The following is a 26353-nucleotide window of genomic DNA, read 5'->3' as shown; positions in this document are numbered from 1 at the left end:
GGGGTGGGGAGGAGGGGGTCCTTCAGGCCGTCACCGGCAGGCTGAGCGGTCCGCGGAGCACCGTCGCCACCCGCGGCACCGCCCGGCCGGCCAGCCGCAGCCGCGGCGCCCGCTCGGCCAGCACGCGCAGCGCCACCTCGCCCTCCAGCCGGGCCAGCGGCGCGCCCAGGCAGTAGTGCACCCCGCCGGAGAACGCGAGGTGCGGCGCGGCCTGCTCGCGGTGCAGGTCGAAGCGGTCCGGGTCCGGGTGCACCGCCGGGTCCCGGTTGGCGGCGGCCAGCAGCACCAGGACGCCGCTGTCGCGACGCAGCGGGACGCCGTCCACCTCGAGGTCCTCGTGCGCGAACCGGGCGGTCAGCTGCACCGGTGGGTCGAACCGCAGCGTCTCCTCGACGGCCGCGGCGGCCAGCCCCGGGTCCGCGGCGAGCGCGGCCCAGTGCCCGGGCGTGCGCTGCAGGGCCTGCACCGCGTTGCCGATCAGGTTGGTCGTGGTCTCGAAGCCGGCCACGAGCAGCAGTTGGGCCAGCGCGAGGGCCTCGTCCACGGTGGCGCCGTCGCCGTCGACCGCGGTGGCCAGCGCGGACAGCACGTCCTCGCCCGGGTCGGCCCGCCGCTGGTCGAGCAGGCCGGCGAGCATCGACCGCAGGGCGGTCCGGGCGTCGGCCAGCTCTCGCGCGTGGGTGGGGGAGCGGACGCCGTCCAGCGCGGTGCCCAGGGCGCGTCCCCACCGGGCGAACCGCTCGTCGTCGACCTCCGGGACGTCGAGCAGCGCGGAGATGACCGCGATCGGCAGCGGCGAGGCCAGGTCGCGCACCAGGTCGAAGCGCCCCTCGGTCCGGCTGCGCGCCACGGCGGCGTCGAGCAGCTCGCCGGTCACCCGCTCGGCGACCGTGCGGTAGTGGGCGAGCCGTCGGGGGGCGAACGCCGGCTGGGCGAGCCGGCGGAGCCGGGTGTGGTCGGGTGGGTCCAGGGTCAGCAGCGACAGGTCCAGCGGCTCCAGCAGCGAGCCGCCGTCCCCGGTCTCGGCCGCCCTGCCGCCCAGCCGGCTCCCGCCACCGGCGGGCTGCACGCCGAAGCGCCGGTCGCGCAGCACCGCCTCGCACGAGGCGTGGGTGGCCAGCGCCGTGATCCCGATCCGGCTGCGGACCGGGCCACCGCCGGGCCGGGTCTGGGCCGCGCGCAGCTCGGCGTACACGGGGTAGGGGTCCCGCCGCCACGGCCGGTGCAGCAGCCGGGCGACCCGGTCTCCGCCCACGGCCAGCGCCAGCCCACCGGCGCGCATCGCCCCGATCCGGGCCGCCAGGACGGCGTCCTCGACGAGCCGGCTGACCACGACGTCCATGCTGCCATCCTCGCCGGTGGACGCCCGTGGCCCAGGACCCGAGGGTCCTGGGCCACGGGCGTCCGACTGCGATCAGGCGCTGACGGTCCAGCTGTCGTTGCCGGCGAGCAGGGCGTCGAGGTCGGCCGGCTCCTGCGCGGCGGCGTCCTCGAGCTGGTCGGTCATCATCCGGTCGTAGCTGGGCTTGCTGACCTTCCGGAAGACGCCCATCGGCGTGTAGCGCAGGTCCTGGCTGGACAGCCGGGACAGCGCGAACGCGTACGAGGGGTCCTCGCGGTGGGCGTCGTGCACCACGATCTGCGCGGCGTCGACCTGGTTGGTCTCGGCGATCCGCAGCCCGCCGAAGTCGTCGCGGACGACGCAGGAGGCACCGCCCGGGCCGAAGACCAGCGGCTCGCCGTGGACCAGCGGGATGGTCCACATCGGGCCGGTGGTCGGGTCCTTGAGCAGCTCGAAGGCGCCGTCGTTGAAGATGTTGCAGTTCTGGTAGATCTCCACCAGCGAGGTGCCCTGGTGCTCGGCGGCCTGCCGGAGCACGTCGGTGAGGCCCTTGCGGTCGGAGTCCATCGCCCGGCCGACGAAGGTGGCGTCCGCGCCGAGGGCGAGCGACACCGGGTTGAACGGGTGGTCCAGCGAGCCCATCGGGGTGGACTTGGTGACCTTCCCGACCTCCGACGTCGGCGAGTACTGGCCCTTGGTGAGCCCGTAGATCCGGTTGTTGAACAGCAGGATCGTCAGGTTCACGTTGCGGCGCAGCGTGTGGATCAGGTGGTTGCCGCCGATGGACAGCGCGTCGCCGTCACCGGTGACGACCCACACCGACAGGTCCGGGCGGGAGGCAGCCAGGCCGGTCGCGATGGCCGGGGCCCGGCCGTGGATCGAGTGCATCCCGTAGGTGTTCATGTAGTACGGGAAGCGGCTCGAGCACCCGATGCCGGAGACGATGACCATGTCCTCGCGGGCGATGCCGAGGCTGGGCAGGAAGCTCTGGACCGCGTTGAGGATGACGTAGTCACCGCACCCGGGGCACCAGCGCACCTCCTGGTCGGTCTTGAGGTCCTTGGCCTTGAGCTCGGTCTGCTTCGGGCCGTTGGCCGCGATCGAGGCGTCGATGGCACCGGCGACGGTGGTGACGTCGGGGCCGGCGGGCATGCCGAGGTCGTGCACGTGCGGGGTGGCGGTCACAGGACTGCTCCGTTCGGGGCGGCCTCGAGCGGGGCCGCGGTGGGGGTGGTGCTGTCGATGACGTCCTGCAGCACGGCGGCCAGCTCGGCCGCCCGGAAGGGCAGCCCGCGGACCTGGGTGTGGCTGTGCACGTCGACCAGGTACTTCGCCCGCAGCAGCAGGGCCAGCTGCCCGAGGTTCATCTCGGGGCAGACGACCCGGTCGTAGCGGGCGAGGATCTCGCCGAGGTCGGCCGGCAGCGGGTTGAGGTGGCGCAGGTGCACCTGGGCGACCGACCGGCCCGAGGCGCGGATCCGCCGGCAGGCGGCGCCGATCGGGCCGTAGGTGGAGCCCCAGCCGATGACGGCGACCGACGCGTCGCCGTCCGGGTCGTCGACCTCGGTCGGCGGGATCGACGCGGCGATGCCGTCGATCTTGGCCTGCCGGGTGCGGGTCATGAAGTCGTGGTTGGCCGGGTCGTAGGAGATGTTGCCGGTCTTGTCGGCCTTCTCCAGCCCACCGATCCGGTGCTGCAGCCCGGCGGTGCCCGGCACCGCCCACGGGCGGGCCAGCGTCTCCGGGTCGCGCAGGTAGGGCAGGAACTGGCCCTCGGTGCCGTCCTCGGCGCTGCCGTTGGGCGCGGTCGCGAACTCCACCCGCAGGTCGGGCAGCTCGTCGACGGCCGGGATGGACCACGGCTCGGCGCCGTTGGCCAGGTAGCCGTCCGACAGCAGGATGACCGGCGTCCGGTAGGTCAGCGCGATCCGGGTCGCCTCGAGCGTGGCGTCGAAGCAGTCACCGGGGGAGCGCGGGGCGATCACCGGCACGGGAGCCTCGCCGTTGCGGCCGAACAGCGCCTGCAGCAGGTCCGACTGCTCGGTCTTGGTGGGCAGCCCGGTCGAGGGGCCGCCGCGCTGCACGTCGACGATGAGCAGCGGCAGCTCGGTCATGACGGCCAGGCCGATGGTCTCGGCCTTGAGGGCGACACCCGGCCCGGACGTCGTCGTCACGCCCAGCGCGCCACCGAAGGAGGCGCCGAGCGCGGCGCCGATCCCGGCGATCTCGTCCTCGGCCTGGAAGGTGCGCACGCCGAAGGACTTGTGCTTGGACAGCTCGTGGAGGATGTCGCTGGCCGGGGTGATCGGGTAGGCGCCGAGGAACACCGGCAGGCCGGAGCGCTGCCCGGCGGCGACGATCCCGTAGGCCAGCGCCTGGTTGCCGGAGATGTGCCGGTACTTGCCCGGCGCCATCGGGGCGGGCTTGACCTCGTAGGAGACCGCGAAGGCCTCGGTCGTCTCGCCGTAGTTGAAGCCGGCCCGGAACGCGGCGATGTTGGCCGCGGCGATCTGCGGCTTGCGGCGGAACTGGCGCTCGAGGAAGCGGATCGTGCCCTCGGTGGGCCGGTGGTACATCCAGCTGAGCAGGCCGAGGGTGAACATGTTCTTGCTCCGCTCGGCCTCCTTCTTGCCGAGCCCGGAGTCGGCGAGCGCGTCGGTGGTCATCGAGGTCAGCGGCACGCTGACCAGCTGCCACTTGTCCAGCGAGCCGTCCTCGAGCGGGTTGGACGCGTAGCCGACCTTGGCCAGGTTGCGCGGGGTGAACTCGTCGGAGTCCGCGATCAGCAGGCCGCCGCCGGGCAGGTCGACGAGGTTGGCCTTCAGCGCCGCCGGGTTCATCACGACCAGGACGTCGGGTGCGTCACCCGGGGTCATGATGTCGTGGTCGGCGAAGTGCAGCTGGAAGGAGCTGACACCCGGCAGGGTCCCCGTTGGCGCCCGGATCTCGGCGGGGAAGTTGGGCAGGGTCGACAGGTCGTTGCCGAACGTGGCGGTCTCGCTGGTGAAGCGACCGCCGGTCAGCTGCATGCCGTCCCCGGAGTCCCCGGCCAGCCGGATGACGACGCGGTCGAGCGCGACGACGCTCTTCACCAGGCCACCGGGGGCGGAGCTGCGGGTTGCGGGGTCCATGCCGGTGGCAACGCCGCTCTCGGCGGGGCTGATTCCGGGGTTGGTGCCAGTCATCTGTGAGGTACCTCCGACCGCTCAGGTTACGTGCGGGCCGCCGGGAGCGACCGGGGAGCGGGGGAACGTGAGGCAACCCACACAGGGTCGCCTTGCCTTGCCCGGGGGAGGGCGCTGGTCAGGGGAACGGCGGCTGGTGCGACCGCGTTCTACCCGCGTGCAACGGTGGACCAACGGTCTGAAGACCGCAGTGCTGCTCGGCCTCATGGCGGGCGTCATCCTGCTGGTCGGCAGCTTCTTCGGCCGGGGCGGGCTGCTCATCGCCCTGGTCCTCGCGCTCGGCGTCAACGGCTGGGCGTACTTCAACTCCGACAAGCTGGCCCTGCGGGCCATGCGCGCCTTCCCGGTCACCGAGACGCAGGCGCCGCAGATGTACGCGATCGTGCGCGAGCTGGCCACCGAGGCCCGCCAGCCGATGCCGCGGCTCTACGTCAGCCCGACCAACCAGCCCAACGCCTTCGCGACCGGCCGCAACCCGCGCAACGCCGCGGTCTGCTGCACCCAGGGGATCCTGGAGCTGCTGGACCGGCGAGAGCTGCGGGGGGTGCTGGCCCACGAGCTCTCGCACGTCTACAACCGCGACATCCTGATCAGCTCGGTCGCCGGGGCGATGGCCACGGTGATCACCTACCTGGCCCACATGGCGATGTTCGCGTCGCTGTTCGGCGGGCGCTCCGACGACCGGGAGGGCGGCGGCGCCCTGGGCGGGCTGCTGCTGGTCTTCCTCGGCCCGGTCGCGGCCGGCCTGGTCCAGATGGCGGTCAGCCGCAGCCGGGAGTACCAGGCCGACGCCTCGGGTGCCCAGCTGTCGCACGACCCGCTGGCGCTGGCCAGCGCCCTGGCCAAGCTCGAGCGGGGCGTGGCGGCACGACCGCTGCCCCAGGACGACCGGCTGGTGACCCAGAGCCACCTGATGATCGCGAACCCGTTCCGCGGGCAGGGGATGGCCTCGATGTTCGCCACCCACCCGCCGATGGCGGAGCGGATCGCCCGGCTGCAGCAGATGGCCCGCGAGCAGCAGGGACCTGCTGCCTAGGCTCGGGGCGTGCACTACGCGGCGATCGGCGACAGCTTCACCGAGGGCATGGGCGACGAGCTCCCCGACGGTTCGGTGCGCGGGTGGGCCGACCTGGTGGCGACCGGGCTGGCCGCCGCCACCGGCGAGCCGGTTCACTACGCCAACACCGCGGTGCGCGGCCGGCTGCTCGCACCGGTGGTGACCGACCAGCTCCCGGCCGCGCTCGCCCTCGACCCGGCGCCGACGCTCATCACGCTCAACGGCGGCGGCAACGACATGATGCGGCCGGGCTGCGACGTCGACCGGCTGGTCGGGCTGACCGAGCGGGCCGTGCGGCGGTGCGCCGAGGCGGGCGTCCAGCTGGTGCTGCTCAGCGGGGCGGACCCCACCGCCCGGCTCCCCTACGGCCGGACGATGCACCGCCGGGGCCGGGCGCTGACCGCGGCGGTCGCCGAGCTGGCGGCCCGGCACGGCCTGGTGTTCGTGGACGCCTTCGGTGACCAGGAGCTCCGCCGTCCCGGGTACTGGTCCGCCGACCGGCTGCACCTGGGCCCGGCCGGCCACCGGCGGGTTGCCGGCCTCGTGCTCGACGCGCTCGGGTACCCGGCCACCGCGCACGTCATCGACCCCGGCCCCGCCGAGGCCCGGCGGCTGGGCGTCGAGGCCCGCTACTACCGCGAGCACGTGCTGCCCTGGGCGCTGCGCCGGCTGGCCCGCCGCTCCTCCGGGGACGGCCGGACCGGCAAGCACCGGGACTGGGTGCTGGTGCCGGCGGGCCCGGGCGTCCTGGCGGACGAGCCCAGCCGCTGACCCCGGCCGGCGCTCAGCCGCCGGGTGGCGCGAAGAGCTCCAGCGGGATGCCGTCGGGGTCCTCGACGGAGATCCCCGACCCGTAGGCGGCGTCGACGACGTCGCCGTGCGGGATGCCCATCGCGTCGAGCCGCTCCGCCCAGGCGCTGAGCTGGTCGCGGTCGGTCACGGCGAAGGCCACGTGGTCGAGCCCCGGCCGGCGCGCGGAGTGCGGGACCGCCGCCTCGGCGTCCGGGAACTGGTGCAGCCCGAGCAGGGCGTCGCCGAGGGCGAAGACGACGTGCCGGAAGGGGCCGGTGTCCTCGTCCAGGACCGGCTCGGACCCGATCAACGCCTGGTACCACGGGACGCTGACCGCCAGGTCGCGGACGGTCAGCGCGACATGGCCGAGACCCTGCACGGTCGGGGTCCCGCCGCGCCCGGGAGCGGGTGGGGTGGTGGTCATCTGCCTGGCTCCTCCGGTGGGGCACCGGCCGCTCCGGCACCGTGGGGGACAGCGTCCTCGGCCCCCCTGCTCCGGGCCACCACCTCACCGACGGCTGACCGCCCCACACCGGCGGCGGGCGGACCCGCCGCCGGGGCCTCGGCTCAGCGGTAGTTGTCGAACTGCAGGGCGATCTCGAAGTCCTTGGCCTTGAGCAGCTGCTGGACCGCCTGCAGGTCGTCGCGCTTCTTGCCGCTGACCCGCAGCTGGTCGCCCTGGATCTGCGCCTGCACGCCCTTGGGCCCCTCGTCGCGGATGGCCTTGGCGATCTGCTTGGCCTTGTCCGAGGCGATGCCCTGCTGGATCCGGGCGGAGATCTTGTAGACCTTGCCGGAGGCCTGCGGCTCGTCGGCGTCCAGCGCCTTCATCGAGATGCCGCGCTTGACCAGCTTCTCCCGGAAGACCTCGAGCGCGGCGGCGACCCGCTCCTCGGTGTCGGCCTGCAGGGTCACCGCCTCCTCGCCGGCCCAGGCGATGGTCGCGTTGACCCCGCGGAAGTCGAAGCGCTGCGAGAGCTCCTTGCCCGCCTGGTTCAGCGCGTTGTCGACCTCCTGGCGGTCGACCTTGCTGACGACGTCGAACGACGCATCGGCCATGACTGTCTCCTCTCTCGCGCTGTGGAGCGGGCTCGACCGGGGACCTCCCCGACCGCCGTCCACCGTCTTGTAAGCTCATCCGGCACCAGCACAGCGGCGGGTTGCCCGAGTGGCCAATGGGAGCGGACTGTAAATCCGTCGGCTTAGCCTACGAAGGTTCGAATCCTTCACCCGCCACACCCGGTGCGACGGCCCCCGACCTCCTGGTCGGGGGCCGTCCTCGTCCCCGGGGTCAGCCCACGGTCGGGGCGCGGGCGCTGGCCACCGCGGTGCGCTCCAGCGGCCGCCCGCCGAGGAAGAGCCAGTCGAAGGCGATGTGCACCGAGCGGGTGCACCGCACGGTCACCTCGGTCCCGTCGGTCGTCGCCGACCAGGCGTCCAGCCGCACCCCGGCGTCGGCGAGCTGGTCGGCGACCGCGGCCTCGGCGGTCGACTGGGTCAACGGCAGGTGCGCGCCCGCGCCCTGCGCGTAGACCGCCGCCGCATCGGCCTCGTTCGCCGCGGCCAGGGCAGCCCCGTCGCAGGCCGACTGCACCTCCTGCTGCTCCAGGAACGCGTCGGAGGCGGCGATCGCGCCGAGCACCATCAGCGCGGCGACCAGCCAGCAGACCAGCACGAAGGGCAGCGTCGACCCGCCCTCGGGGTCGGTGAGCTGCAGGCTGCCCGGTCGCACGCGGGGAGCGTAGAGGGCGGGGTGGCCCGCGAGCACGGATGTCCACCGGTTGTGGACAGCGGCTGTGGACGGTGTGGACGACGCAGGCCGGCCCGCCGGGCGCGGGCACCGGGCCTGTGGACGACGCCGTCCGGTCCTGCGTCCGGCCAGCAGACTGCCGGGCATGGCGATCGAGGTGGTCCCCGCGGAGCTGTACGCGCTGGCCGGCGTGCTCGACGGGGCAGCGGTCCAGGCGGCCCGGGTGGCCACCGCGGCCGACGCCGACCCGGTGGGCGGGCCGCTGGGTCCGGCGGTGGCCGGATTCTGCGAGACCGCGCGCACCGCCGGCCGTTGCCTGGCGGGTGAGCTGGGCTGGCTGTCGGCGGCGGTGACCACGGCGGCGGACTCCTGGCTCGGGCTGGACGAGCGGCTGCTGCCGGTGCTGGGCAGGGGCGTCGCCCAGTGACCGTCCTGCTCCCGCCGCCGGTCGCGCTGCCCGAGCCGCCCGGTCAGCCTGCGGCGCTCGGCTCGGTGGTCGACCAGCTGACCTCGGCGGCCTCCGCCGCGGACCGCACGGCGCAGCTCCTGCAGCCCGCCGGCACGCCGAGCGGGTGGCAGGGGGCCGACGCCAGCGCCGCCGCGGCCGAGGTGGGCGCGGCGCGCACCGTCGCCGCCGACCTGCACGAGGCGGTGACCGCAGCCGCCGCCCGGCTCGCCGACCACCACGAGCTCTGGCTGACCGTGCTCGCCCGGCTGGCGTCGCTGCGCGACCAGCAGCGGCACCGGTTCGCCGACGCCGGCGCCCGGCTGGCGGCGCTGGTCGGCGTCCCGCTGGAGAACGGGGTCGCGGCGGCGCCCGCCGAGGCCGTGGCCCTGGTCCGGGCCGTCGCGGAGGAGGACGCCGACCGGGGCGCGGAGCACCGGGCGCTGCTGGCGCTGCTCGCCGAGGACGCCGCGGCGACCGCCGCCGTCCTCAGCGGTGCCGTCCGGCCGTTCGGGGGCACCGGCCGGCCGGGCGACGCGGCCGCGGTCACCGTCCGGCTGGCCGGAGCACTGCCCGGCTGGGGGGCGGGGGCGCTCGCGACGCTGGGAGCGCAGGCCGCCGACCAGCTCACCCGGCCCGGCACGGCCGGGGCGCTCGCCTCCGCGGTGCAGCGCTGGCAGCCGTACGCCTCGCGGCCCGCCTTCGCCGGTGCGCTGGTCGGGCGGCTGGGGGCCGACGGCGTCACCTGGCTGCTGTCGGTCCTCGCGGGGCTCGCCGGCACGGGGGAGGAGGGCCCGCTGGCCGGTCTGCTGGCCGGTGCGCTCGGCGGCCCGCCGCGCCCCGACGGCCCGGTCGCCGAGGTCCTCGACGCGGTGCAGTTGAGCGCCGACGACCCCGACGGTGCTGCGGACGACCGGGCGGTGGCGATGGGGCTGGTCCTCGCCGCCCCGGGCGCCGGGTCAGCGCTGGCCGCCGCCTGGGGTCGTCAGCTGCTGGCCCGCGAGGTCGCCCGGGGGGCACCGGCCGGGGCGGTCGGCACCCGGGGTGGCCTGCTGCCCGACCCGGTGGACGCGGCGCTGACCGTCCTCGCCGGGTCCGCCGACTCGGAGGCCTCCGCCCTGCTGCTCGACGAGCCGGCCACCTGGACCACGCTGCTGTCCCGCAGCTGGCCCGCGGGCACCGGCTCCCTGGCGGCCGTGATCGAGCTCGCGGCGGCCGGGCCCGGGGCCGGCCGCGCCGCCCGGGCCGCGCTGCAGGCACTGGGGGAGGGGCTCGGCCCCGGCAGCACCGGCCGGGTGCTGGACGGCGCCGGGGCGCTCGCCGCGGTCCGCGGCAGCGTCACCGACCTGGTCGCCGGTCAGCCGGGCGTGCTGGTGCCGGTGCTCGACGCCGCGGGCACCGGCGTCGCCCTCGGCCCGCAGGACGACGCCGCGCTGCGCGGGCTCGGGCACCTGGCCACCGACGCGGGGTCGGCGGAGGAGGTCACCGCAACGGTGACGGGCGCGCTGCGGTCCGGCGCCGTGGGAGCGTCGGCCGGCGAGGTCGCCGGCGCGCACGTGGCGCTGCTCGAGTACGCGGAGCGGCTGCGGTACGCGCTGGCCTGGAGCGCCGCGCAGAGCCGGGCGGTGGACGCGCAGATGCTGTGGGAGCTGGGGGTGAAGCAGCCGCTGTCCCTGGTCACGGGCCGGACGGGTGACCTGCTGGACGCCGCCGAGGCGCCGGTGGCCGACCTCCTCGACGTGGACGGCGACGTGGAGATCGGCCCGGACACCGGCCGGGTCCGCTCGGCCGACGACGCCGCGCGGTTCGCCGGTGCCGTCCTCGGGCTCGGTCCGGTGCCCGGCGCACCGCTCTCCGCCGACGCGGCCGCCCGGGCCGGGTTCGCGCGGACGACCGAGCAGCTGGGCCGGCTCGCCGCCCCGGAGGAGTCGCTGCTGGACCGGCTCGGCGACGTCCCGATGCCCGACCTGTCCTCCCGGTCGCGGCGGGGTGGATGATGTACCTGGATCGGGTGGAGCCAGACGGCGCCGTCACTCTCTCGGGACAACTGCTCGGACCGCGGTTGCGCAGAGTGACGACACGGCGAAGATCACTTCACCCGTGCGTGTCAACGCTTGCCTCGTGTGGGTGACCCGCTGCAGTCTCCTGGCTGCGGTCTGTGCCGGACGACGCTCTGCCCCCGCGTGGGCGGCTGCCGCGACTCCCTGCAGTCCGTCATGCCCTCTGGAGGCGTCATGTCCACCCTCAGCCCCGTCTCGACCACGCGTTCCGCCGCCACCGACCGGGGTTGGAAGTGGAACCGCGGCTGGAAGTGGAACGCCTGACGGCCTCCCCGGCCCGTCGGGCCGGGACGCACGTGGGGGCATGACCGAGCTCACCCTGTGGGGGTGAGCCTGCTGCCGGGCGGCGTCGGGCGCTGTTACCTTCGCCCTGACCGCCCCCCTGACAGACAGGCCCACCTTGGCCGAGCCCATGGTCCCCGAGCAGCTGGGGACCCCGTTCCTCCGGCGGCCGTGGACGATCGCGCTCCTCGGCGGCGTCGTGGCCCTGGTCCTCGCCGTGCCCACGCTGCCCGCGGCATGGTCGACCCCTCCGTTCTGGGCCGTCGTCGCGGTGTTCGTCGCGTTCGTCCTGACCGAGTCGGTCCAGCTGGACCTGGAGTTCCGCCGGCAGACCTTCGCCGTCTCGCCGTCCGAGATCGCCATGGTGATCGGCCTCGTCGAGGTGGGCGGCGTCTGGACCGCCGTGGTCCGGGTGGCCGTCATGCTGCTCATCGGGGCCCGGCAGTCGCTGCCCCTGCCCAAGGTCGCCTTCAACGCGGCGAGCTCGGTGATCGAGGTGTGCACGGCGCTGCTCGTGCTCTCGCTGCTGCCGGAGCTGGACCTCGACGACCCGCTGACCTGGCTGGGCCTGGTCTTCGCCCTGGTGGCGGCCACCGTCGTCGGGATGCTGCTCATCTGCGCGGCGATCAGCCTCAGCGACGGCTGGCCGGGCCGGCAGATGCTGCTGTCCGCGGTGCCGGCGCTCGTCGTGGCGCCGCTGAGCGTGGTCGTCGGCGTCATCGCGCTGCTGCTGACCTGGGAGACGCCCTGGGCCTGGGCGCTCATCGTCCCGCTGGTGATCGGCGTGGTCGCCATCTTCCGGCAGTCCGCGCACGCCGTCCGCGAACGGCGCACCGTCCAGCGGGTGTACGACTTCGCCCGCCGGGTCGAGCTCGTGACACCGGACGAGGCCGGCACCCGGGAGATCGTCAACGCGGTGCGCGAGCTGCTCAACGCCGACCGGGTGGCGCTGTGGCTGCCGCCCTACCTCGATGAGGGCCCGCAGCTCGTGGTCGACGCCGCCGACGGTGAGCTGGGTTGGTACGACGGGCCCGGGGACCCCGACGACCTGCTCCGCCGCCGGGCGCTAGCACCCGACTGCGGGGGCCCGGTGCTCTCCTCCGCCGCCCGCGCCGACGGCGCCGAGCTGGCCGCGCTGGTCCGCCGGGGTGCCCGTGAGGTGCTCGGCGCCCCGGTCACCACCGCCGCCGGCGAGCCCGGCTACCTCGAGGTCTGCGACCGGCGCAGCGACGTCGTCACCTTCGACCCGGGCGACCGCGGTGCCCTGGACTCGATGCTCACCCACGTCAACGCGGCGATCCGGCAGCAGCAGCTGCTCAGCCAGATCCGGCACGACGGCGACCACGACCGGCTGACCGGGCTGCCCAACCGCCAACGGCTCGCGGCCGAGATCGACGCCCTGCTGCTCGCCGAGCCGGCCACCGCCCGGGCGGGGCTGGTGCTGGCCACGCTGGACGGCTACACCAACGTCACCGACACCCTCGGGCACGCGGCCAGCGACGAGCTGCTGCTGGTCACCGCCGGGCTGCTGCGGGAGCACGCGCCGCCGCAGGCCGTCGTCGCCCGGATGGAGGGCGGCCAGTTCGCCGTCCTACTGCCCGAGCTGTCCCTGCCGGCCACCGAGCGGGCCGCCCGCCGGCTGCGCGAGGCCGCCTCCACCCGGGCCCGGGTCGCCGGGCTCGACCTCGAGGTGTCGCTGACCATCGGCGTGGCTGCCGCGCCGGTGCACGGGACCGACTCCGGGACGCTCATCCAGCGCGCCGACGTCGCCCTGCTGGCCGCGCACAGCTCCGGCGGGGTCGCCACCTACCACCCGGTGCTGGACCAGCAGAGCCTGCGCCGGCTGCAGCTGGGCACCGAGCTGGAGACGGCGATGGCCGAGGAGCAGATCACCGTCGTCTTCCAGCCGATCGTGGACGCCCGGACGGCCGACATCGTCTCGGTGGAGACGCTGGTCCGCTGGGCGCACCCGCGGTACGGCGACATCCCGCCGGACGACTTCATCAGCCTGGCCGAGCAGATCGGCCGGATCGGGCCGCTCACCGACCACGTCCTGGACCGCGCGCTGGACCGCTGCCGCCGGTGGCTGGACCAGGACATCGCGATCTCCGTCGCGGTCAACCTCTCCGCGCGCTGCCTGTCCGAGCCCGACCTGGTCGCCCGGGTCCGCGGGGCGCTGCGGCACCACGGGGTCCCCGGTGAGCTGCTCACCCTCGAGCTCACCGAGGGCAGCGTCGTCGACGACACCGTGCGCAACAGCAACGTGCTCGGCGAGCTGCACGCGCTGGGGCTGCGGCTGTCGATGGACGACTTCGGCACCGGCTACTCGTCGCTGTCCCAGCTGCGGCAGCTGCCGATCGACGAGCTCAAGATCGACAAGTCCTTCGTGCTGGGCATGTCCACCAGCCAGAACGAGTCGTTCATCGCCCGGTCGATCGTGGAGCTGGCGCACAACCTGGGGCTTCGGGTGGTGGCGGAGGGCGTCGAGGACGAGGTCACCCGCGACCTGCTGGCCCAGATGGGCTGCGACAAGCTGCAGGGCTTCCTGGTCAGCCGGCCGCTGCCGGAGGACCGGCTGGAGGGCTGGCTGCTGGCCCGCACCGGCGTCCGCAGCGCCGCGCCGGGAGCCCGGCACCGCCGGTTGTTCGTCCGCACCTGATGAAGGACCCCACGAAGGACCTCGCGTCCCCCCACCACTCGCGAGCTCGTGGCGGGCCCCTGACGCGAGGCCGTTCCAGTGCCTCACCAGGCGGCTGTTACAGTCGTCGGGCACGGTCACGAGGGGGTCCGCCGGTCGCCGAGTGCGGCTTGGTAGAGTCTCTTCCGCTCCCGAGCACCGCCCCTTTAGCTCAGTCGGCAGAGCGTCTCCATGGTAAGGAGAAGGTCTACGGTTCGATTCCGTAAAGGGGCTCGTAGGATCGACCAGCGGGCCAGTCGCGAGACCGGGCCGCCCGGTCACCCGGCGGTGTAGCTCAGCCTGGTAGAGCAAGCGGCTCATAATCGCTGTGTCACCGGTTCAAGTCCGGTCACCGCTACCCCAGACGGACCCCGCTCGCGGGGTCCGTCGTCGTGTGCGGCTCCCGCCGTCCACGAGCACCACCCGATGAGAACAAGGCGAGGAACGCGCTCATGGCAGCCACAGACGTCCGTCCGAAGATCACCCTGGCCTGCCAGGAGTGCAAGAACCGCAACTACATCACCCGCAAGAACCGGCGGAACGACCCCGACCGGATCGAGCTGAAGAAGTACTGCCCGACCGACCGGAAGCACACGGTCCACCGCGAGACGCGCTGACCCCAGCGGTCGGCAGGGCGAGAGGGCGGGAGCATGGCGCTGGACGCAGGACTGGTCGGGCGCAGCTACCCGCCCTCTGCCGTGTACGAGGTCGGTCGCGAGAAGATCGCGGAGTTCGCCGCGGCCCTCGGCGACCCCGACCCGGTGTACCTCGACCCGGCGGCCGCCCGCGCGGCCGGGCACCCCGACGTGATCGCCCCGCCGACGTTCGCCATCGTGCTGAGCCTGGGTGCGGGCAACGTCGTGGTCGAGGACCCCGACGTGGAGATCGACTACAGCCGGGTCGTCCACGGTGAGCAGCGGTTCACCCACCACCGGCCGATCCGCGCCGGCGACCGGCTGGTCGCCACCGCCACGATCGACGCGCTGAAGACGATCGCCGGCAACGACATGCTCACCACCCGGGTGGACCTCGCGACCGAGGACGGCGAACCGGTCTGCACCACCCGGTCGATGCTGGTCGCCCGGGGCGTGGCGTGAGCCGCCGGCTGGCTGACGTCGAGGTCGGCGCCGAGCTCCCCGAGGCGACCTCTCGGGTCACCCGCGCCGACCTGGTCCGCTACGCCGGCGCCTCCGGCGACTTCAACGTCATCCACTGGAACGAGCGGGTCGCCCGCGAGGTGGGCCTGCCCGACGTCATCGCCCACGGCATGCTCACCGCCGGGATCGCCGTGCGCGCCGTCACCCGCTGGGCCGGCGACCCGGGAGCCGTCGTGGACTACCAGGTGCGGTTCTCCCGGCCGGTCGTGGTGCCCGACGACGGGTCCGGCGCCGAGCTGACCGTCCGCGGCCGGGTCGCGGCGGTGGGGGAGGACGGCCGGGTCCGCGTCGACCTGACCGTCACCAGCAACGGGGACAAGGTCCTGTCCCTGGCCCGTGCCGTCGTCGCGCTGAGCTGACCGTGCGCCGGGCTCCCGTCGTCCTGGCCGCCCTGCTGCTCACCGCCGGCTGCAGCGCGACCGGGCCCCAGGCGGAGCCGTCCCCGGCCGCCGCGACCCCGGCCACCGGTGCCGCGGGCTGCCCGCAGCAGCGCGCCGAGCCCGACCCGGACCGGCCCGTCGTCGACCTGGACTTCCGCCTCGGGAACGACCTGCGCACGGTCACCGGCACCGAGACCGTCGTCTTCACCCCCGACCTGCCGACCGCGGAGCTGGTCTTCCGGCTGGTGCCCAACGGCCCGGACGCCACCGCGCTGGGCAACCGGCTCACCGTCACCGCGGTACGCGGCGCGGACGTCGCCGGCGGCGGGTACGAGAGCGCGGCGGCGACGGCGCCGGGCGGGCTGTACGTCGTCACCCTCACCGACCGGCTGGCCGCCGGGGAGTCCACCGAGGTCGCGCTGGACTTCGCCCTGCAGCTGGGCGGCGGTGGCTTCGAGCGGCTGGGCACCGCCCCGGGGGTCTCCTGGTGGGCCAGCGGTGCGCCGCTGCTGGCGTGGGAACCCGGTGTCGGCTGGGCGCGCGACCCGTTCGTCACCCTCCTCGGCGAGACCGCCAGCAGCCCGGTCAGCGACACCATGATCTCCGTCGACGCACCGGCCGCGCTCACCGTGCTGATGACCGGCGACCAGGACGAGCCGACCCGCGAGCGCGGTGGCCGGCGCACCTGGACCTCCCACGAGCCGGTCGCCCGGGACGTCAGCGTCGCCGCGGGCTCCTTCGTCACCGCCGAGACCGAGGTGGACGGCGTCCGGGTGACCACCGGGGCGCTGCCCGGCTCCGGACACGACCCGGCCCGGCTGGCCCGGGCGACGGGGGAGGCGATCGACCTGCTCGGCGCCCGGTTCGGCGCCTTACCCTACGCGACCCTCACCGTGCCGTGGCTGCCGGACTTCGGCGGCGGCATCGAGTACCCGTCGTCGATCCTGCTGGCCAGCGACGACCGGACCGTCCTGGTGCACGAGGTGGCGCACATGTGGTTCTACGGGATGGTCGGTGACTCGCAGTTCCGCGACCCGTGGCTGGACGAGGCGTTCGCCAGCTACGCCGAGTCGGTCACCGGCGACCCGCCCCCGGACCAGGTGAGCCGGCTGCTGGCCACCGACGGCGACGTCGGCGGCTCGATGGCCTCTTTCCCCGACGACCGCCGGTACGTGACGGCGGTCTACGGCAAGGGCGCCGCCGCGCTGCTCACCGCGCGCCGGCAGGCCGGCCCCGAGGCCTTCGACGCAGCCCTGCGCTGCTACGTCGACGCGCAGGCCTGGACCACCGCCACCCCGGCCGACGTCGGGACGGCGCTGGCCGACCTGCCGGCCGCCCTGGCCGTGCTGCAGCAGGCCGGGGCGCTCGACCCCGAAGACCTGCCCGGCTGACGGCTGCGGCTCAGCCGGCGGAGCCGAGCAGCCGCTGCATCCGGGAGACGCCCTCGACCAGGTCGTCGTCGCCGAGGGAGTAGGACAGCCGCAGGTAGCCGGGGGTCCCGAACGCCTCCCCGGCGACGACGGCGACCTGGGCCTCCTCCAGCAGCAGCTCGGCGAGCTCGACGCTGGTGTGCACGGTGCGCCCGGCTATCGGCCGGCCGAGCAGCGCCTTCACCGACGGGTAGGCGTAGAAGGCGCCCTGCGGTTCGGGGCAGGCGACCCCCGGGATCTCGCGGAGCATGGCGACCATCGTCTGCCGGCGGCGGTCGAAGGCGGCGCGCATCGTCGCGACGGCGGACTGGTCACCGGTCAGCGCCGCGACGGCGGCCAGCTGCGAGACGTTCGCGACGTTCGAGGTGGAGTGCGACTGCAGCGCGGTGGCGGCCGCGACCACGTCGGCGGGGCCGAGCAGCCAGCCCACCCGCCAGCCGGTCATGGCGTAGGTCTTGGCGACGCCGTTGACGACGACGCAGCGGGACTGCAGCTCGGGCACCAGCGCCGGCATCGACGGTGCGGTGGCCCCGCCGTAGACCAGGTGCTCGTAGATCTCGTCGGTGAGCACCCACAGCCCGGCGTCCAGGGCCCAGCGCCCGATCTCGGTGACCTCCTCCGGCGGGTGCACCGCCCCGGTCGGGTTGGCCGGGGAGCAGAACAGCAGCAGCCGGGTGCGCGCCGTGCGGGCGGCCTCCAGCTGGCCCACCGACACCAGGTAGCCGCTGGCCTCGTCGGCGACCACGGGCACCGGCACGCCGCCGGCCAGCCGGATCGCCTCGGGGTAGGTGGTCCAGTACGGGGTCGGCAGCAGCACCTCGTCGCCGGGGTCGAGCATCGTGGCCAGCGCCTCCTGCACCGCCTGCTTGCCGCCGTTGGTGACCAGCACGTCGGCCGGGCGGGCCTGCAGGCCGGAGTCGCGCAGCGTCTTGGCGACGATCGCCTCCTTGAGCGCGGGCAGCCCGCCCGCCGGGGAGTACCGGTGGTTGGCCGGGTCCTGGGCCGCGGCCACCGCGGCGGCGACCACGTGCGGCGGCGAGGGGAAGTCGGGCTCACCTGCGGCGAAGCCGATCACCGGGGTTCCGGCGGCGCGCAGCGCCTTGGCGCGGGCGTCGACGGCCAGCGTCGCCGACGGGGTGATCGCAGCGACCCGCCGGGAGACCCGGCGCTCGGCCGGCCGGACCGGGGGCGGGACCGGGACCGCGGGGTCGGGCACGGGAGCGGTGGTCATGGCGGGGATCGTGTCAGACCAGCGAGGTCGTCCCGGTGCCGTCCCGCACCCCGCGGGAGGGTGCCCACCTGCCGTGTTGGCCGTCGGTGCCGGCGGTCCCGTACACTCGACGACCTGGGGCCAGTGGGACCCCGCCACCGGCGTGCCCCGGGGCTCCTCTCGAGGAGCTCGGTCGCGCCGTGACGCGGCCCGGCGTCCCCTAGGGGTGTAGCTCAATTGGCAGAGCAGCGGTCTCCAAAACCGCAGGCTGCAGGTTCAAGTCCTGTCACCCCTGCCACCACCTGACCGACGACCGAGGAGCGAGGCGCTGTGAGCGAGGAGAAGGACGGCGAGCCGACCGACGGCGCCCGCGCCGACGACGAGCTGACCGCCGAGCAGATCGACGCCGAGACCCCCGGGGTCGAGGACGCCGCCGAGCTCGAGGCCGCCGAGGCCGAGCTCGCCGACGAGGCCGAGTCCGACGAGGACAAGGTCGTCGCCACGCCCACCCGGCGCCGGCAGCGCAGCACCTCCAGCCGTCCGGCCGGCCGCTCCACCGGTGCCACCCGCGCCGGCGACGGCACCCGGTCCCGGGCCGACGCCGAGCGGGCCCGCGCCGCCGAGCTGCGCGACAAGCGCAGCATCGGCCGGTTCCTCCGCGAGGTCGTCGCCGAGCTCCGCAAGGTCATCTGGCCCGGCCGCAAGGAGCTGATCACCTACACCACCGTGGTGATCGTCTTCGTCGCGGTCATGGTGGCGCTCGTCGCCGGCCTCGACATCCTCTTCGCCCAAGGTGTGCTCGCCGTCTTCGGCTGACCCGCACACCCTGGCCTGCACCACACCCGACAAGGAAGAGACCCAGTGACGGACCCCCGCGAGCCCTTCGAGACCGACAGCGCGGTCGAGGGCACCGACCTCGACGACGCCGCTGCCCTGGCCGGGACGGTCGACGTCGAGACCGGTGTCCGCGAGACCGGTGCCGCCGAGGGCTCCCTCGAGACCACGGACCTGACCGCGGACAACCCGATGGGCGACGCGCCCGTCTCGGGCAACGCCGGCAGCAGCCGTGGCTCCGTCGACGACGCACTGGTCGCCGACCCGCTCGCCGAGCCGGCCCCCGACCACGACCCGCTGGTCACCGAGACCCTCGAGGCCGCCGCCGAGCACGACGAGGACCCGGCCGAGGCGCTCCGCTCGACGCTGCGCAGCCAGTTCGGCGACTGGTACGTGATCCACTCCTACGCGGGCTACGAGAACAAGGTGAAGACCAACCTCGAGTCCCGGATCACGTCGCTGGACATGGAGGACTACATCTTCCAGATCGAGGTGCCCACCGAGGAGGTCACCGAGATCAAGAACGGCAAGCGGACCCAGGTCAACCGCAAGAAGCTGCCCGGGTACCTGCTCGTCCGGATGGACCTCAACGACGAGTCCTGGGGCGCGGTGCGCAACACCCCCGGCGTCACCGGCTTCGTGGGCGCCACCTCCAAGCCCTCCCCGCTGAGCATCGACGAGGTCGTCAACCTGCTGGTGCCCGCGGTCACCGAGAAGCCCGCCGCGGCTGCCGAGGCCGCACCTGCCGCCTCCTCGACCGCGGTCGTCGAGTTCGAGGTCGGCGAGTCCGTCACCGTCATGGACGGTCCGTTCGCGACGCTGCCGGCCACCATCAACGAGATCAACCCCGAGCAGCAGAAGCTCCAGGTCCTCGTCTCCATCTTCGGCCGCGAGACGCCGGTCGAGCTGTCGTTCACCCAGGTCTCGAAGATCTGACCTGAGTGCGCCTGCACTCCCCTGATCAGCAGAGAAGAAGGAAGTCATGCCCCCCAGGAAGCGGTTGACCGCGGTCATCAAGCTCCAGATCAACGCCGGTGCGGCCACCCCCGCGCCGCCCGTCGGCCCGGCCCTCGGTCAGCACGGCGTGAACATCATGGAGTTCTGCAAGGCCTACAACGCTGCGACCGAGTCGCAGCGCGGCAACGTCATCCCGGTCGAGATCTCGGTCTTCGAGGACCGGTCGTTCACCTTCGTCACCAAGACGCCGCCGGCAGCGCGCATGCTGCTCAAGGCCGCCGGGGTGGACAAGGGATCGGGCGAGCCGCACAAGACCAAGGTCGCCACGGTCACCCGTGACCAGGTCCGCGAGATCGCCCAGACCAAGATGGCCGACCTCAACGCCAACGACCTCGAGCAGGCCGAGAAGATCATCGCCGGCACCGCCCGGTCGATGGGCATCACGGTCCGCTAGTCAACGGCCTCGTTCCGAGGCTCGCCCCGAGCTCGCGAGGGGTGAGGAGAACGAGGTCCTTTCACTGTGGGAGGGCCGGCCAGGCCCGTTCACCACACGACCCCGTTCCGGGGGAAGGAGCACCACCATGGCCAAGCACGGCAAGAACTACCGCAAGGTCGCCGAGCTCGTCGACGACAGCACGCTCTACAGCCCGCTGCAGGCCGCCGGCCTCGCCAAGCAGACCTCGACCACGAAGTACGACGCCACCGTCGAGGTCGCGATCCGCCTCGGGGTCGACCCCCGCAAGGCCGACCAGATGGTCCGCGGCACGGTCAACCTGCCGCACGGCACCGGCAAGACCGCCCGCGTCATCGTCTTCGCCACCGGCGACAAGGCCGCCCAGGCCGAGGCCGCCGGCGCCGACGTCGTGGGCTCCGACGACCTGATCGAGCGGATCCAGGGCGGCTTCCTCGACTTCGACGCCGCCATCGCGACGCCGGACCAGATGGCCAAGGTCGGCCGGATCGCCCGCATCCTCGGCCCCCGCGGCCTGATGCCGAACCCGAAGACCGGCACCGTGACCCCCGACGTCACCAAGGCCGTCAACGACATCAAGGGCGGGAAGATCAACTTCCGCGTCGACAAGCAGGCCAACCTGCACCTGGTGATCGGCAAGACCTCCTTCGACGAGGCCAAGCTGGTGGAGAACTACGCCGCCGCGCTCGACGAGGTGCTCCGCGCCAAGCCGTCGGCCGCCAAGGGCCGCTACGTCAAGAAGGTCACCGTCTCGACCACCATGGGCCCGGGCATCCCGGTCGACCCGAACCGCACCCGCAACCTGCTGGTGGACGAGCCCTCCGTCTGAAGAAACACCTCGTCCTCCTCACCCCTCGCACGCTCGGGGTGAGCCTCTGGACGAGGCCGGGCGAAGCCCTGTGACGTTGACGGCGTCGCCCCTCCGGGGGCGGCGCCGTCCGTCGTCCCGGGGGCGTTGGCGGGCGCGCTCCCGGATGGCGTACTCTTGTCGGCGTTCCCCCCAAGACCGCATGGTCGTCGCACGTCCGCGTGCGATCGAAGGTCCGGATGTCCGGACGACCCGCGCAGGTGGACGGTACGACGAACGCGTCGCGGCTCGGGCTCGCCCCAGGCCCGGCCCGTCCCTCGCCCCGTGCGCACTGCGCCGGGGCGTTCCTCGTCTCCGGGCCCTCGATCGCGGCAGGCGCACGCCGCCGGCGGTCGCCCGACAGACGAGAGGAGGCCCATGCCCACGCAGGCGAAGGCCGCGGTGATCGAGGAGATCACCGAGCGGTTCAACAACTCCAGCGCGGCCGTGCTCACCGAGTACCGCGGGCTGACCGTGGCGCAGCTGACCCAGCTGCGCCGTTCCCTCGGTGCGGGCAGCAGCTACGCCGTCGTCAAGAACACCCTGACGAAGCGGGCCGCGGACTCGGTCGGCCACACCGACCTGGCTCCGCTGCTCACCGGCCCCACCGCGATCGCCTTCATCGAGGGCGACCCGGTCGAGGCCGCGAAGGCCATCCGCGACTTCAGCCGCGCCAACCCCCTGCTCGTCATCAAGGGTGGCGTGGTCGAGGGCCGCACGGTCGACGCAGCCGAGGTCTCGCGCCTCGCCGACGTCGAGCCCCGTGAGGTCCTGCTGGCCAAGCTGGCCGGCGCGATGAAGGGCAACCTCACCAAGGCCGCCGGGCTGTTCCAGGCCCCGCTGTCGCAGGTCGCCCGGCTGGCCGCCGCGCTGCAGGAGAAGAAGGAGTCCGCCGAGGGCGCCTCCGCTCCCGCCGCCGACGACACCGCTGCTGCTGACACCACCCCCGACACCACCGATGCTGCCGCGGACTCCGCGGCCAGCACCGACTGACCCCCTTCAAGGAGACACCATGGCCAAGCTCTCTTCCGACGAACTGCTCGACGCCTTCAAGGAGATGACCCTCCTGGAGCTGTCCGACTTCGTGAAGCAGTTCGAGGAGACCTTCGACGTCACCGCCGCTGCCCCCGTCGCCGTCGCGGCCGCCGGCCCCGTCGGCGGTGGCGCTGCCCCCGAGGCCGCCGCCGAGCAGGACGAGTTCGACGTCATCCTCGAGGCTGCCGGCGACAAGAAGATCCAGGTCATCAAGGAGGTGCGCACGCTGACCTCGCTCGGCCTCAAGGAGGCCAAGGACCTGGTCGACAACGCGCCCAAGCCCGTCCTGGAGAAGGTCGCCAAGGACGCCGCCGAGAAGGCCAAGGCCTCTCTCGAGGGCGCCGGCGCCACCGTCACCGTCAAGTGACCCCCCGCCCGGCGGTCTCGACCGCCGGGGCCCGCCCGGCTCGCTGAGCCGGGCACCGCACCACCCCGCGTTCCCAGCAGGGGCCGTCCTCCTCCCGGAGGGCGGCCCCTGCTGCGTGCCGGGGGCCCCGCTCGAAGACACTCGCGCGCCGTGGCTGTCCGTACCGGGGAGGCACTGGCATCATCTGCTGCGACCGACCTCGCTCCCCGCTCCGCGGGCGGCCCGGCCCTCCTCGCGGAGGCGTCGCCCCGCCCTGGCACCGGTGGCGCCGGCCACCCCTCGGGGTGGGGCACCGGCCGACCCGGCAGCCGACGTGGACAGCGGCGCGTAGCAGGGGTAGGGTCTCCTGTTGCGCTGCCCTCTGACTGCCAACCCGCCGACACGGGTCACCAGGGGTGCCCGGGAACGGCTCCGGGCCACCTCGTGTTGACGCCTCTGGCGGGATCGGCATCCGCGGTCAGCCTCGCCGATACCGACGACGACCCAGGACGAAAAGCACCCGCCCGCACGTCGTGAGGTCCTTGGAAGGACGCATCTTGGCAGGCTCTCGCCCCACCAGCACCACCACCACTGATAGCAGCACCACCCCGGTCGACGTCCAGCCCGGTCCCCGCACCGGCGGTACCGACCAGCAGAAGATCCCCGGCGCCCCGCTCCGCGTCTCGTTCGCCAAGATCCGCGAGCCGCTCGAGGTCCCGGACCTGCTCGCCCTCCAGACGGCCTCGTTCGACTGGCTGGTCGGCAGCCCGCAGTGGAAGGCCACCCTCGCCCCCGAGGAGCAGGCCGACGCGGTCGGCGGTCTGGCCGAGATCCTCGAGGAGATCTCCCCGATCGAGGACTTCAGCGGCTCCATGTCGCTGTCCTTCTCCAACCCGCGCTTCGAGGACGTCAAGGCGTCCCTCGAGGAGTGCAAGGACAAGGACATGACCTACGCGGCGCCGCTGTTCGTCACCGCCGAGTTCATGAACAACACCACCGGCGAGATCAAGAGCCAGACGGTGTTCATGGGCGACTTCCCGATCATGACGAGCAAGGGCACGTTCGTCATCAACGGGACCGAGCGCGTGGTCGTCTCCCAGCTGGTCCGCAGCCCGGGCGTCTACTTCGACAAGACCCTGGACAAGACGTCGGACAAGGACGTCTACAGCGCCAAGGTCATCCCCAGCCGCGGTGCGTGGCTGGAGTTCGACGTCGACAAGCGCGACACCGTCGGCGTCCGGATCGACCGCAAGCGCCGCCAGCCGGTCAGCGTCCTGCTCAAGGCCCTCGGCTGGACCGAGGACCGCATCCGCGAGCACTTCCAGTGGTCGCCCACGATGCTGGCCACCCTGGAGAAGGACCACATCGCCGGCCAGGACGAGGCGCTGCTGGACATCTACCGCAAGCTGCGCCCGGGCGAGCCGCCGACGCGTGAGTCCGCGCAGGCGCTGCTGGAGAACCTCTTCTTCAACCCCAAGCGCTACGACCTGGCCAAGGTCGGCCGCTACAAGGTGAACAAGAAGCTCGGCGTGGAGGTGCCCCAGGGCACCTCGACGCTGACCGAGGACGACATCGTCGCCACCATCGAGTACGTCGTGCGCCTCCACGCCGGCGAGCCCGAGCACGGCGTCGACGACATCGACCACTTCGGCAACCGTCGCCTGCGCACGGTCGGCGAGCTGATCCAGAACCAGATCCGGGTCGGCCTCTCCCGCATGGAGCGCGTCGTCCGCGAGCGGATGACGACGCAGGACGTCGAGGCGATCACGCCGCAGACCCTGATCAACATCCGGCCGGTCGTCGCCTCCATCAAGGAGTTCTTCGGCACCAGCCAGCTCTCGCAGTTCATGGACCAGACCAACCCGCTCGCGGGCCTGACCCACAAGCGCCGCCTGTCGGCGCTGGGTCCGGGCGGTCTGTCCCGTGAGCGCGCGGGCATGGAGGTCCGCGACGTGCACCCGAGCCACTACGGCCGGATGTGCCCGATCGAGACCCCTGAGGGCCCGAACATCGGTCTGATCGGCTCGCTGTCCTCCTTCGGCCGGGTGAACCCCTTCGGGTTCATCGAGACGCCGTACCGCAAGGTGGAGAACGGCCAGGTCACCGACCAGATCGACTACCTGACCGCCGACGAGGAGGACCGCTTCGTCGTCGCGCAGGCCAACAGCCCGCTCGACGCGCAGGGCCGCCTCGCCGAGGAGCGGGTCCTGGTCCGCACCAAGGGCGGTGAGGTCGACTACCTCGCTCCCGAGAACGTCGACTACATGGACGTCTCGCCGCGGCAGATGACCTCGGTCGCGACGGCGATGATCCCGTTCCTCGAGCACGACGACGCCAACCGCGCCCTGATGGGCGCGAACATGCAGCGCCAGGCCGTCCCGCTGCTGCGCAGCGAGGCGCCGCTGGTCGGCACCGGCATGGAGCTGCGTGCCGCCGTCGACGCCGGCGACGTCGTGGTGGCCGAGAAGGCCGGTGTGGTCGAGGACTCCACCGCCGACTACGTCACCGTGATGGCCGACGACGGGACCCGGCAGACCTACCGGCTGCTGAAGTTCCGCCGCTCGAACCAGGGCACCTCGATCAACCAGAGCCCGGTCGTCCAGGAGGGCCAGCGGGTCGAGGTCGGTCAGGTCATCGCCGACGGTCCGTGCACCGACGAGGGCGAGATGGCGCTGGGCAAGAACCTGCTCGTCGCCTTCATGCCGTGGGAGGGCCACAACTACGAGGACGCGATCATCCTGTCGCAGCGCCTCGTGCAGGACGACGTCCTGTCCTCGATCCACATCGAGGAGTTCGAGGTCGACGCCCGCGACACCAAGCTCGGCGCCGAGGAGATCACCCGGGACATCCCGAACGTCTCCGAGGAGGTCCTCGCCGACCTCGACGAGCGCGGCATCATCCGGATCGGTGCCGAGGTCGTCCCCGGCGACATCCTCGTCGGCAAGGTCACGCCCAAGGGCGAGACCGAGCTGACCCCCGAGGAGCGGCTGCTGCGGGCGATCTTCGGTGAGAAGGCCCGCGAGGTCCGCGACACCAGCCTCAAGGTCAAGCACGGCGAGTCCGGCAAGGTCATCGGCGTCCGGGTCTTCTCCCGCGAGGACGGCGACGAGCTGCCCGCCGGCGTGAACGAGCTCATCCGGGTCTACGTGGCCCAGATGCGCAAGATCAGCGACGGCGACAAGCTTGCCGGCCGGCACGGAAACAAGGGCGTCATCTCCAAGATCCTCCCGCAGGAGGACATGCCGTTCCTCGAGGACGGCACGCCGGTCGACATCGTGCTCAACCCGCTGGGCGTGCCCGGCCGGATGAACGTCGGCCAGGTCCTGGAGACCCACCTCGGGTGGATCGCCAAGCAGGGCTGGGAGGTCGAGGGGACGCCGGAGTGGGCCGCCAAGCTGCCGGGCGCTGCGCGCCAGGCCGCGCCGGGCACCCGCACCGCGACGCCGGTGTTCGACGGTGCCAAGGAGGACGAGATCATCGGCCTGCTCGGCTCGACGATCCCGAACCGCGACGGCGACCGGATGGTCAAGGAGACCGGCAAGGCGCGGCTGTTCGACGGCCGCTCCGGGGAGCCCTTCCCCGAGCCGATCTCGGTGGGCTACGTCTACATCCTGAAGCTGCTGCACCTGGTCGACGACAAGATCCACGCCCGTTCGACCGGGCCGTACTCGATGATCACGCAGCAGCCGCTGGGTGGTAAGGCGCAGTTCGGTGGCCAGCGCTTCGGTGAGATGGAGTGCTGGGCGATGCAGGCCTACGGCGCCGCGTACGCGCTGCAGGAGCTGCTCACCATCAAGTCCGACGACATCCTCGGCCGGGTCAAGGTCTACGAGGCCATCGTCAAGGGCGAGAACATCCCCGAGCCGGGCATCCCGGAGTCGTTCAAGGTGTTGCTCAAGGAGCTCCAGTCGCTCTGCCTGAACGTGGAGGTCCTCTCCGGCGACGGCCAGGCGATCGAGCTGCGCGACACCGACGACGAGGTCTTCCGGGCCGCGGAGGAGCTGGGCATCGACCTGTCCCGCCGCGAGCCGTCGTCCGTCGAAGACGTCTGATCGGCAGCCGGCCGGCCCTGACCAGTCAGGGCCGGCCGGCACC

The 26353-nt window shown here is 73.3% G+C and carries 23 protein-coding genes and 4 tRNA genes; 20 read left to right on the top strand and 7 right to left on the bottom strand.

The annotated features are described in order from the left end of the window. Positions 1-22: 22 nt before the first annotated feature. From MODMU_RS23480 to MODMU_RS23470, 3 genes are all read right to left on the bottom strand, one after another. A complete protein-coding gene (locus MODMU_RS23480; protein ID WP_014742891.1) occupies positions 23-1342 on the bottom strand; it encodes a cytochrome P450 in 1320 nt (439 codons plus the stop codon). Positions 1343-1414: 72 nt separating this feature from the next. After that, positions 1415-2527: a 2-oxoacid:ferredoxin oxidoreductase subunit beta gene (locus MODMU_RS23475; RefSeq protein ID WP_014742890.1), complete on the bottom strand. Its 1113-nt coding sequence runs from the start codon at positions 2525-2527 to the stop codon at positions 1415-1417. Further along, a complete protein-coding gene (locus MODMU_RS23470; RefSeq protein WP_014742889.1) occupies positions 2524-4527 on the bottom strand; it encodes a 2-oxoacid:acceptor oxidoreductase subunit alpha in 2004 nt (667 codons plus the stop codon). Before MODMU_RS23470 ends, MODMU_RS23475 begins: the two co-directional genes overlap by 4 nt. Positions 4528-4684: 157 nt before the next feature. Here MODMU_RS23470 and htpX point away from each other — a divergent pair, with 157 nt between their 5' ends. Next, the gene (gene htpX / locus MODMU_RS23465; protein WP_041795572.1) at positions 4685-5563 is read left to right on the top strand and encodes a zinc metalloprotease HtpX; all 879 of its coding nucleotides are present in this window, start codon (positions 4685-4687) and stop codon (positions 5561-5563) included. Positions 5564-5572: 9 nt separating this feature from the next. After that, the gene (locus tag MODMU_RS23460; RefSeq protein WP_014742887.1) at positions 5573-6355 is read left to right on the top strand and encodes an SGNH/GDSL hydrolase family protein; all 783 of its coding nucleotides are present in this window, start codon (positions 5573-5575) and stop codon (positions 6353-6355) included. Between the two features lie 13 nt (positions 6356-6368). Here MODMU_RS23460 and MODMU_RS23455 read toward each other — a convergent pair whose 3' ends face one another. Further along, entirely contained in the window at positions 6369-6800 is a 432-nt protein-coding gene (locus MODMU_RS23455; protein WP_014742886.1) for a VOC family protein, read from the bottom strand. 143 nt (positions 6801-6943) lie between these two features. Then, positions 6944-7435, bottom strand: a complete 492-nt coding sequence (locus MODMU_RS23450; protein WP_014742885.1) for a YajQ family cyclic di-GMP-binding protein — start codon at positions 7433-7435, stop codon at positions 6944-6946. A 95-nt stretch (positions 7436-7530) separates the two neighbouring features. Between MODMU_RS23450 and MODMU_RS23445 the strand changes: the two genes are divergently transcribed. Next, a tRNA-Tyr gene (locus tag MODMU_RS23445) sits at positions 7531-7612 on the top strand. Between the two features lie 55 nt (positions 7613-7667). On the opposite strand, the gene MODMU_RS23440 is transcribed toward MODMU_RS23445, so the two are convergent. Next, on the bottom strand, positions 7668-8108 hold the full coding sequence (locus MODMU_RS23440; protein WP_014742884.1) for a pilus assembly protein TadG-related protein: 441 nt from the start codon (positions 8106-8108) through the stop codon (positions 7668-7670). A gap of 163 nt (positions 8109-8271) precedes the next feature. On the opposite strand from MODMU_RS23440, the gene MODMU_RS23435 reads away from it, so the two are divergent. The 9 genes from MODMU_RS23435 to MODMU_RS23395 all read left to right on the top strand — a co-directional run bounded on the left by MODMU_RS23435 (position 8272) and on the right by MODMU_RS23395 (position 16518). Beyond that, complete coding sequence (locus tag MODMU_RS23435) at positions 8272-8553, top strand: type VII secretion target (RefSeq protein ID WP_014742883.1); 282 nt, start codon at positions 8272-8274, stop codon at positions 8551-8553. Continuing rightward, positions 8550-10568 (top strand): hypothetical protein, encoded by a 2019-nt coding sequence (locus MODMU_RS23430; protein ID WP_014742882.1) that lies wholly within the window; start codon positions 8550-8552, stop codon positions 10566-10568. The genes MODMU_RS23435 and MODMU_RS23430 overlap by 4 nt, the downstream gene beginning before the upstream one ends. Positions 10569-11031: 463 nt before the next feature. Continuing rightward, on the top strand, positions 11032-13572 hold the full coding sequence (locus tag MODMU_RS23425; RefSeq protein ID WP_014742880.1) for a putative bifunctional diguanylate cyclase/phosphodiesterase: 2541 nt from the start codon (positions 11032-11034) through the stop codon (positions 13570-13572). Positions 13573-13751: 179 nt separating this feature from the next. Next, positions 13752-13824 (top strand) — tRNA-Thr (locus tag MODMU_RS23420). A 50-nt stretch (positions 13825-13874) separates the two neighbouring features. Next, positions 13875-13948 (top strand) — tRNA-Met (locus MODMU_RS23415). A gap of 94 nt (positions 13949-14042) precedes the next feature. Next, positions 14043-14207, top strand: a complete 165-nt coding sequence (rpmG, locus tag MODMU_RS23410; RefSeq protein ID WP_014742879.1) for a 50S ribosomal protein L33 — start codon at positions 14043-14045, stop codon at positions 14205-14207. Positions 14208-14240: 33 nt separating this feature from the next. Then, complete coding sequence (locus MODMU_RS23405; RefSeq protein ID WP_014742878.1) at positions 14241-14687, top strand: MaoC family dehydratase N-terminal domain-containing protein; 447 nt, start codon at positions 14241-14243, stop codon at positions 14685-14687. Next, positions 14684-15106 carry a MaoC family dehydratase gene (locus MODMU_RS23400; RefSeq protein WP_014742877.1) on the top strand — a complete coding sequence of 141 codons (423 nt, stop codon included), beginning with the start codon at positions 14684-14686 and terminating at the stop codon, positions 15104-15106. The genes MODMU_RS23405 and MODMU_RS23400 overlap by 4 nt, the downstream gene beginning before the upstream one ends. Before the next feature lie 2 nt (positions 15107-15108). Further along, the gene (locus tag MODMU_RS23395) at positions 15109-16518 is read left to right on the top strand and encodes a gluzincin family metallopeptidase (protein ID WP_014742876.1); all 1410 of its coding nucleotides are present in this window, start codon (positions 15109-15111) and stop codon (positions 16516-16518) included. Between the two features lie 10 nt (positions 16519-16528). On the opposite strand, the gene MODMU_RS23390 is transcribed toward MODMU_RS23395, so the two are convergent. Continuing rightward, positions 16529-17788, bottom strand: a complete 1260-nt coding sequence (locus MODMU_RS23390; RefSeq protein WP_014742875.1) for a pyridoxal phosphate-dependent aminotransferase — start codon at positions 17786-17788, stop codon at positions 16529-16531. A 201-nt stretch (positions 17789-17989) separates the two neighbouring features. On the opposite strand from MODMU_RS23390, the gene MODMU_RS23385 reads away from it, so the two are divergent. The 8 genes from MODMU_RS23385 to rpoB all read left to right on the top strand — a co-directional run bounded on the left by MODMU_RS23385 (position 17990) and on the right by rpoB (position 26310). Next, positions 17990-18065, top strand: a tRNA-Trp gene (locus MODMU_RS23385). 32 nt (positions 18066-18097) lie between these two features. Beyond that, positions 18098-18583 (top strand): preprotein translocase subunit SecE, encoded by a 486-nt coding sequence (gene secE, locus MODMU_RS23380; RefSeq protein ID WP_014742874.1) that lies wholly within the window; start codon positions 18098-18100, stop codon positions 18581-18583. Between the two features lie 45 nt (positions 18584-18628). Beyond that, positions 18629-19537, top strand: coding sequence for a transcription termination/antitermination protein NusG (gene nusG / locus MODMU_RS30255; RefSeq protein ID WP_014742873.1), 909 nt, complete (start codon positions 18629-18631; stop codon positions 19535-19537). Between the two features lie 46 nt (positions 19538-19583). Further along, entirely contained in the window at positions 19584-20012 is a 429-nt protein-coding gene (rplK, locus tag MODMU_RS23370) for a 50S ribosomal protein L11 (protein WP_014742872.1), read from the top strand. A 127-nt stretch (positions 20013-20139) separates the two neighbouring features. Then, entirely contained in the window at positions 20140-20859 is a 720-nt protein-coding gene (gene rplA / locus MODMU_RS23365; RefSeq protein WP_014742871.1) for a 50S ribosomal protein L1, read from the top strand. Positions 20860-21255: 396 nt separating this feature from the next. After that, positions 21256-21870, top strand: coding sequence for a 50S ribosomal protein L10 (rplJ, locus tag MODMU_RS23360; protein ID WP_014742870.1), 615 nt, complete (start codon positions 21256-21258; stop codon positions 21868-21870). Positions 21871-21889: 19 nt separating this feature from the next. Then, positions 21890-22279, top strand: coding sequence for a 50S ribosomal protein L7/L12 (gene rplL / locus MODMU_RS23355; RefSeq protein ID WP_014742869.1), 390 nt, complete (start codon positions 21890-21892; stop codon positions 22277-22279). A gap of 536 nt (positions 22280-22815) precedes the next feature. Further along, a complete protein-coding gene (gene rpoB, locus MODMU_RS23350) occupies positions 22816-26310 on the top strand; it encodes a DNA-directed RNA polymerase subunit beta (RefSeq protein WP_014742867.1) in 3495 nt (1164 codons plus the stop codon). Positions 26311-26353 lie beyond the last annotated feature (43 nt).

The sequence above is a fragment of the Modestobacter italicus genome (assembly GCF_000306785.1).
Lineage (GTDB): Bacteria > Actinomycetota > Actinomycetes > Mycobacteriales > Geodermatophilaceae > Modestobacter > Modestobacter italicus.
The sequence above is the reverse complement of the archived record's forward strand: the minus strand, read 5'-3'. Positions and strand labels throughout refer to the sequence as shown.

Excerpts from the sequence above, each read along its gene's own strand:
- MODMU_RS23480 (WP_014742891.1), bottom strand. The coding sequence starts at position 1,342 with ATGGACGTCGTGGTCAGCCGGCTCGTCGAGGACGCCGTCCTGGCGGCC.
- MODMU_RS23470 (WP_014742889.1), bottom strand. The coding sequence starts at position 4,527 with ATGACTGGCACCAACCCCGGAATCAGCCCCGCCGAGAGCGGCGTTGCC.
- MODMU_RS23455 (WP_014742886.1), bottom strand. The coding sequence starts at position 6,800 with ATGACCACCACCCCACCCGCTCCCGGGCGCGGCGGGACCCCGACCGTG.
- MODMU_RS23450 (WP_014742885.1), bottom strand. The coding sequence starts at position 7,435 with ATGGCCGATGCGTCGTTCGACGTCGTCAGCAAGGTCGACCGCCAGGAG.
- MODMU_RS23435 (WP_014742883.1), top strand. The coding sequence starts at position 8,272 with ATGGCGATCGAGGTGGTCCCCGCGGAGCTGTACGCGCTGGCCGGCGTG.
- rpmG (WP_014742879.1), top strand. The coding sequence starts at position 14,043 with ATGGCAGCCACAGACGTCCGTCCGAAGATCACCCTGGCCTGCCAGGAG.
- MODMU_RS23405 (WP_014742878.1), top strand. The coding sequence starts at position 14,241 with ATGGCGCTGGACGCAGGACTGGTCGGGCGCAGCTACCCGCCCTCTGCC.
- MODMU_RS23390 (WP_014742875.1), bottom strand. The coding sequence starts at position 17,788 with ATGACCACCGCTCCCGTGCCCGACCCCGCGGTCCCGGTCCCGCCCCCG.
- rplK (WP_014742872.1), top strand. The coding sequence starts at position 19,584 with ATGCCCCCCAGGAAGCGGTTGACCGCGGTCATCAAGCTCCAGATCAAC.
- rplA (WP_014742871.1), top strand. The coding sequence starts at position 20,140 with ATGGCCAAGCACGGCAAGAACTACCGCAAGGTCGCCGAGCTCGTCGAC.
- rplJ (WP_014742870.1), top strand. The coding sequence starts at position 21,256 with ATGCCCACGCAGGCGAAGGCCGCGGTGATCGAGGAGATCACCGAGCGG.
- rplL (WP_014742869.1), top strand. The coding sequence starts at position 21,890 with ATGGCCAAGCTCTCTTCCGACGAACTGCTCGACGCCTTCAAGGAGATG.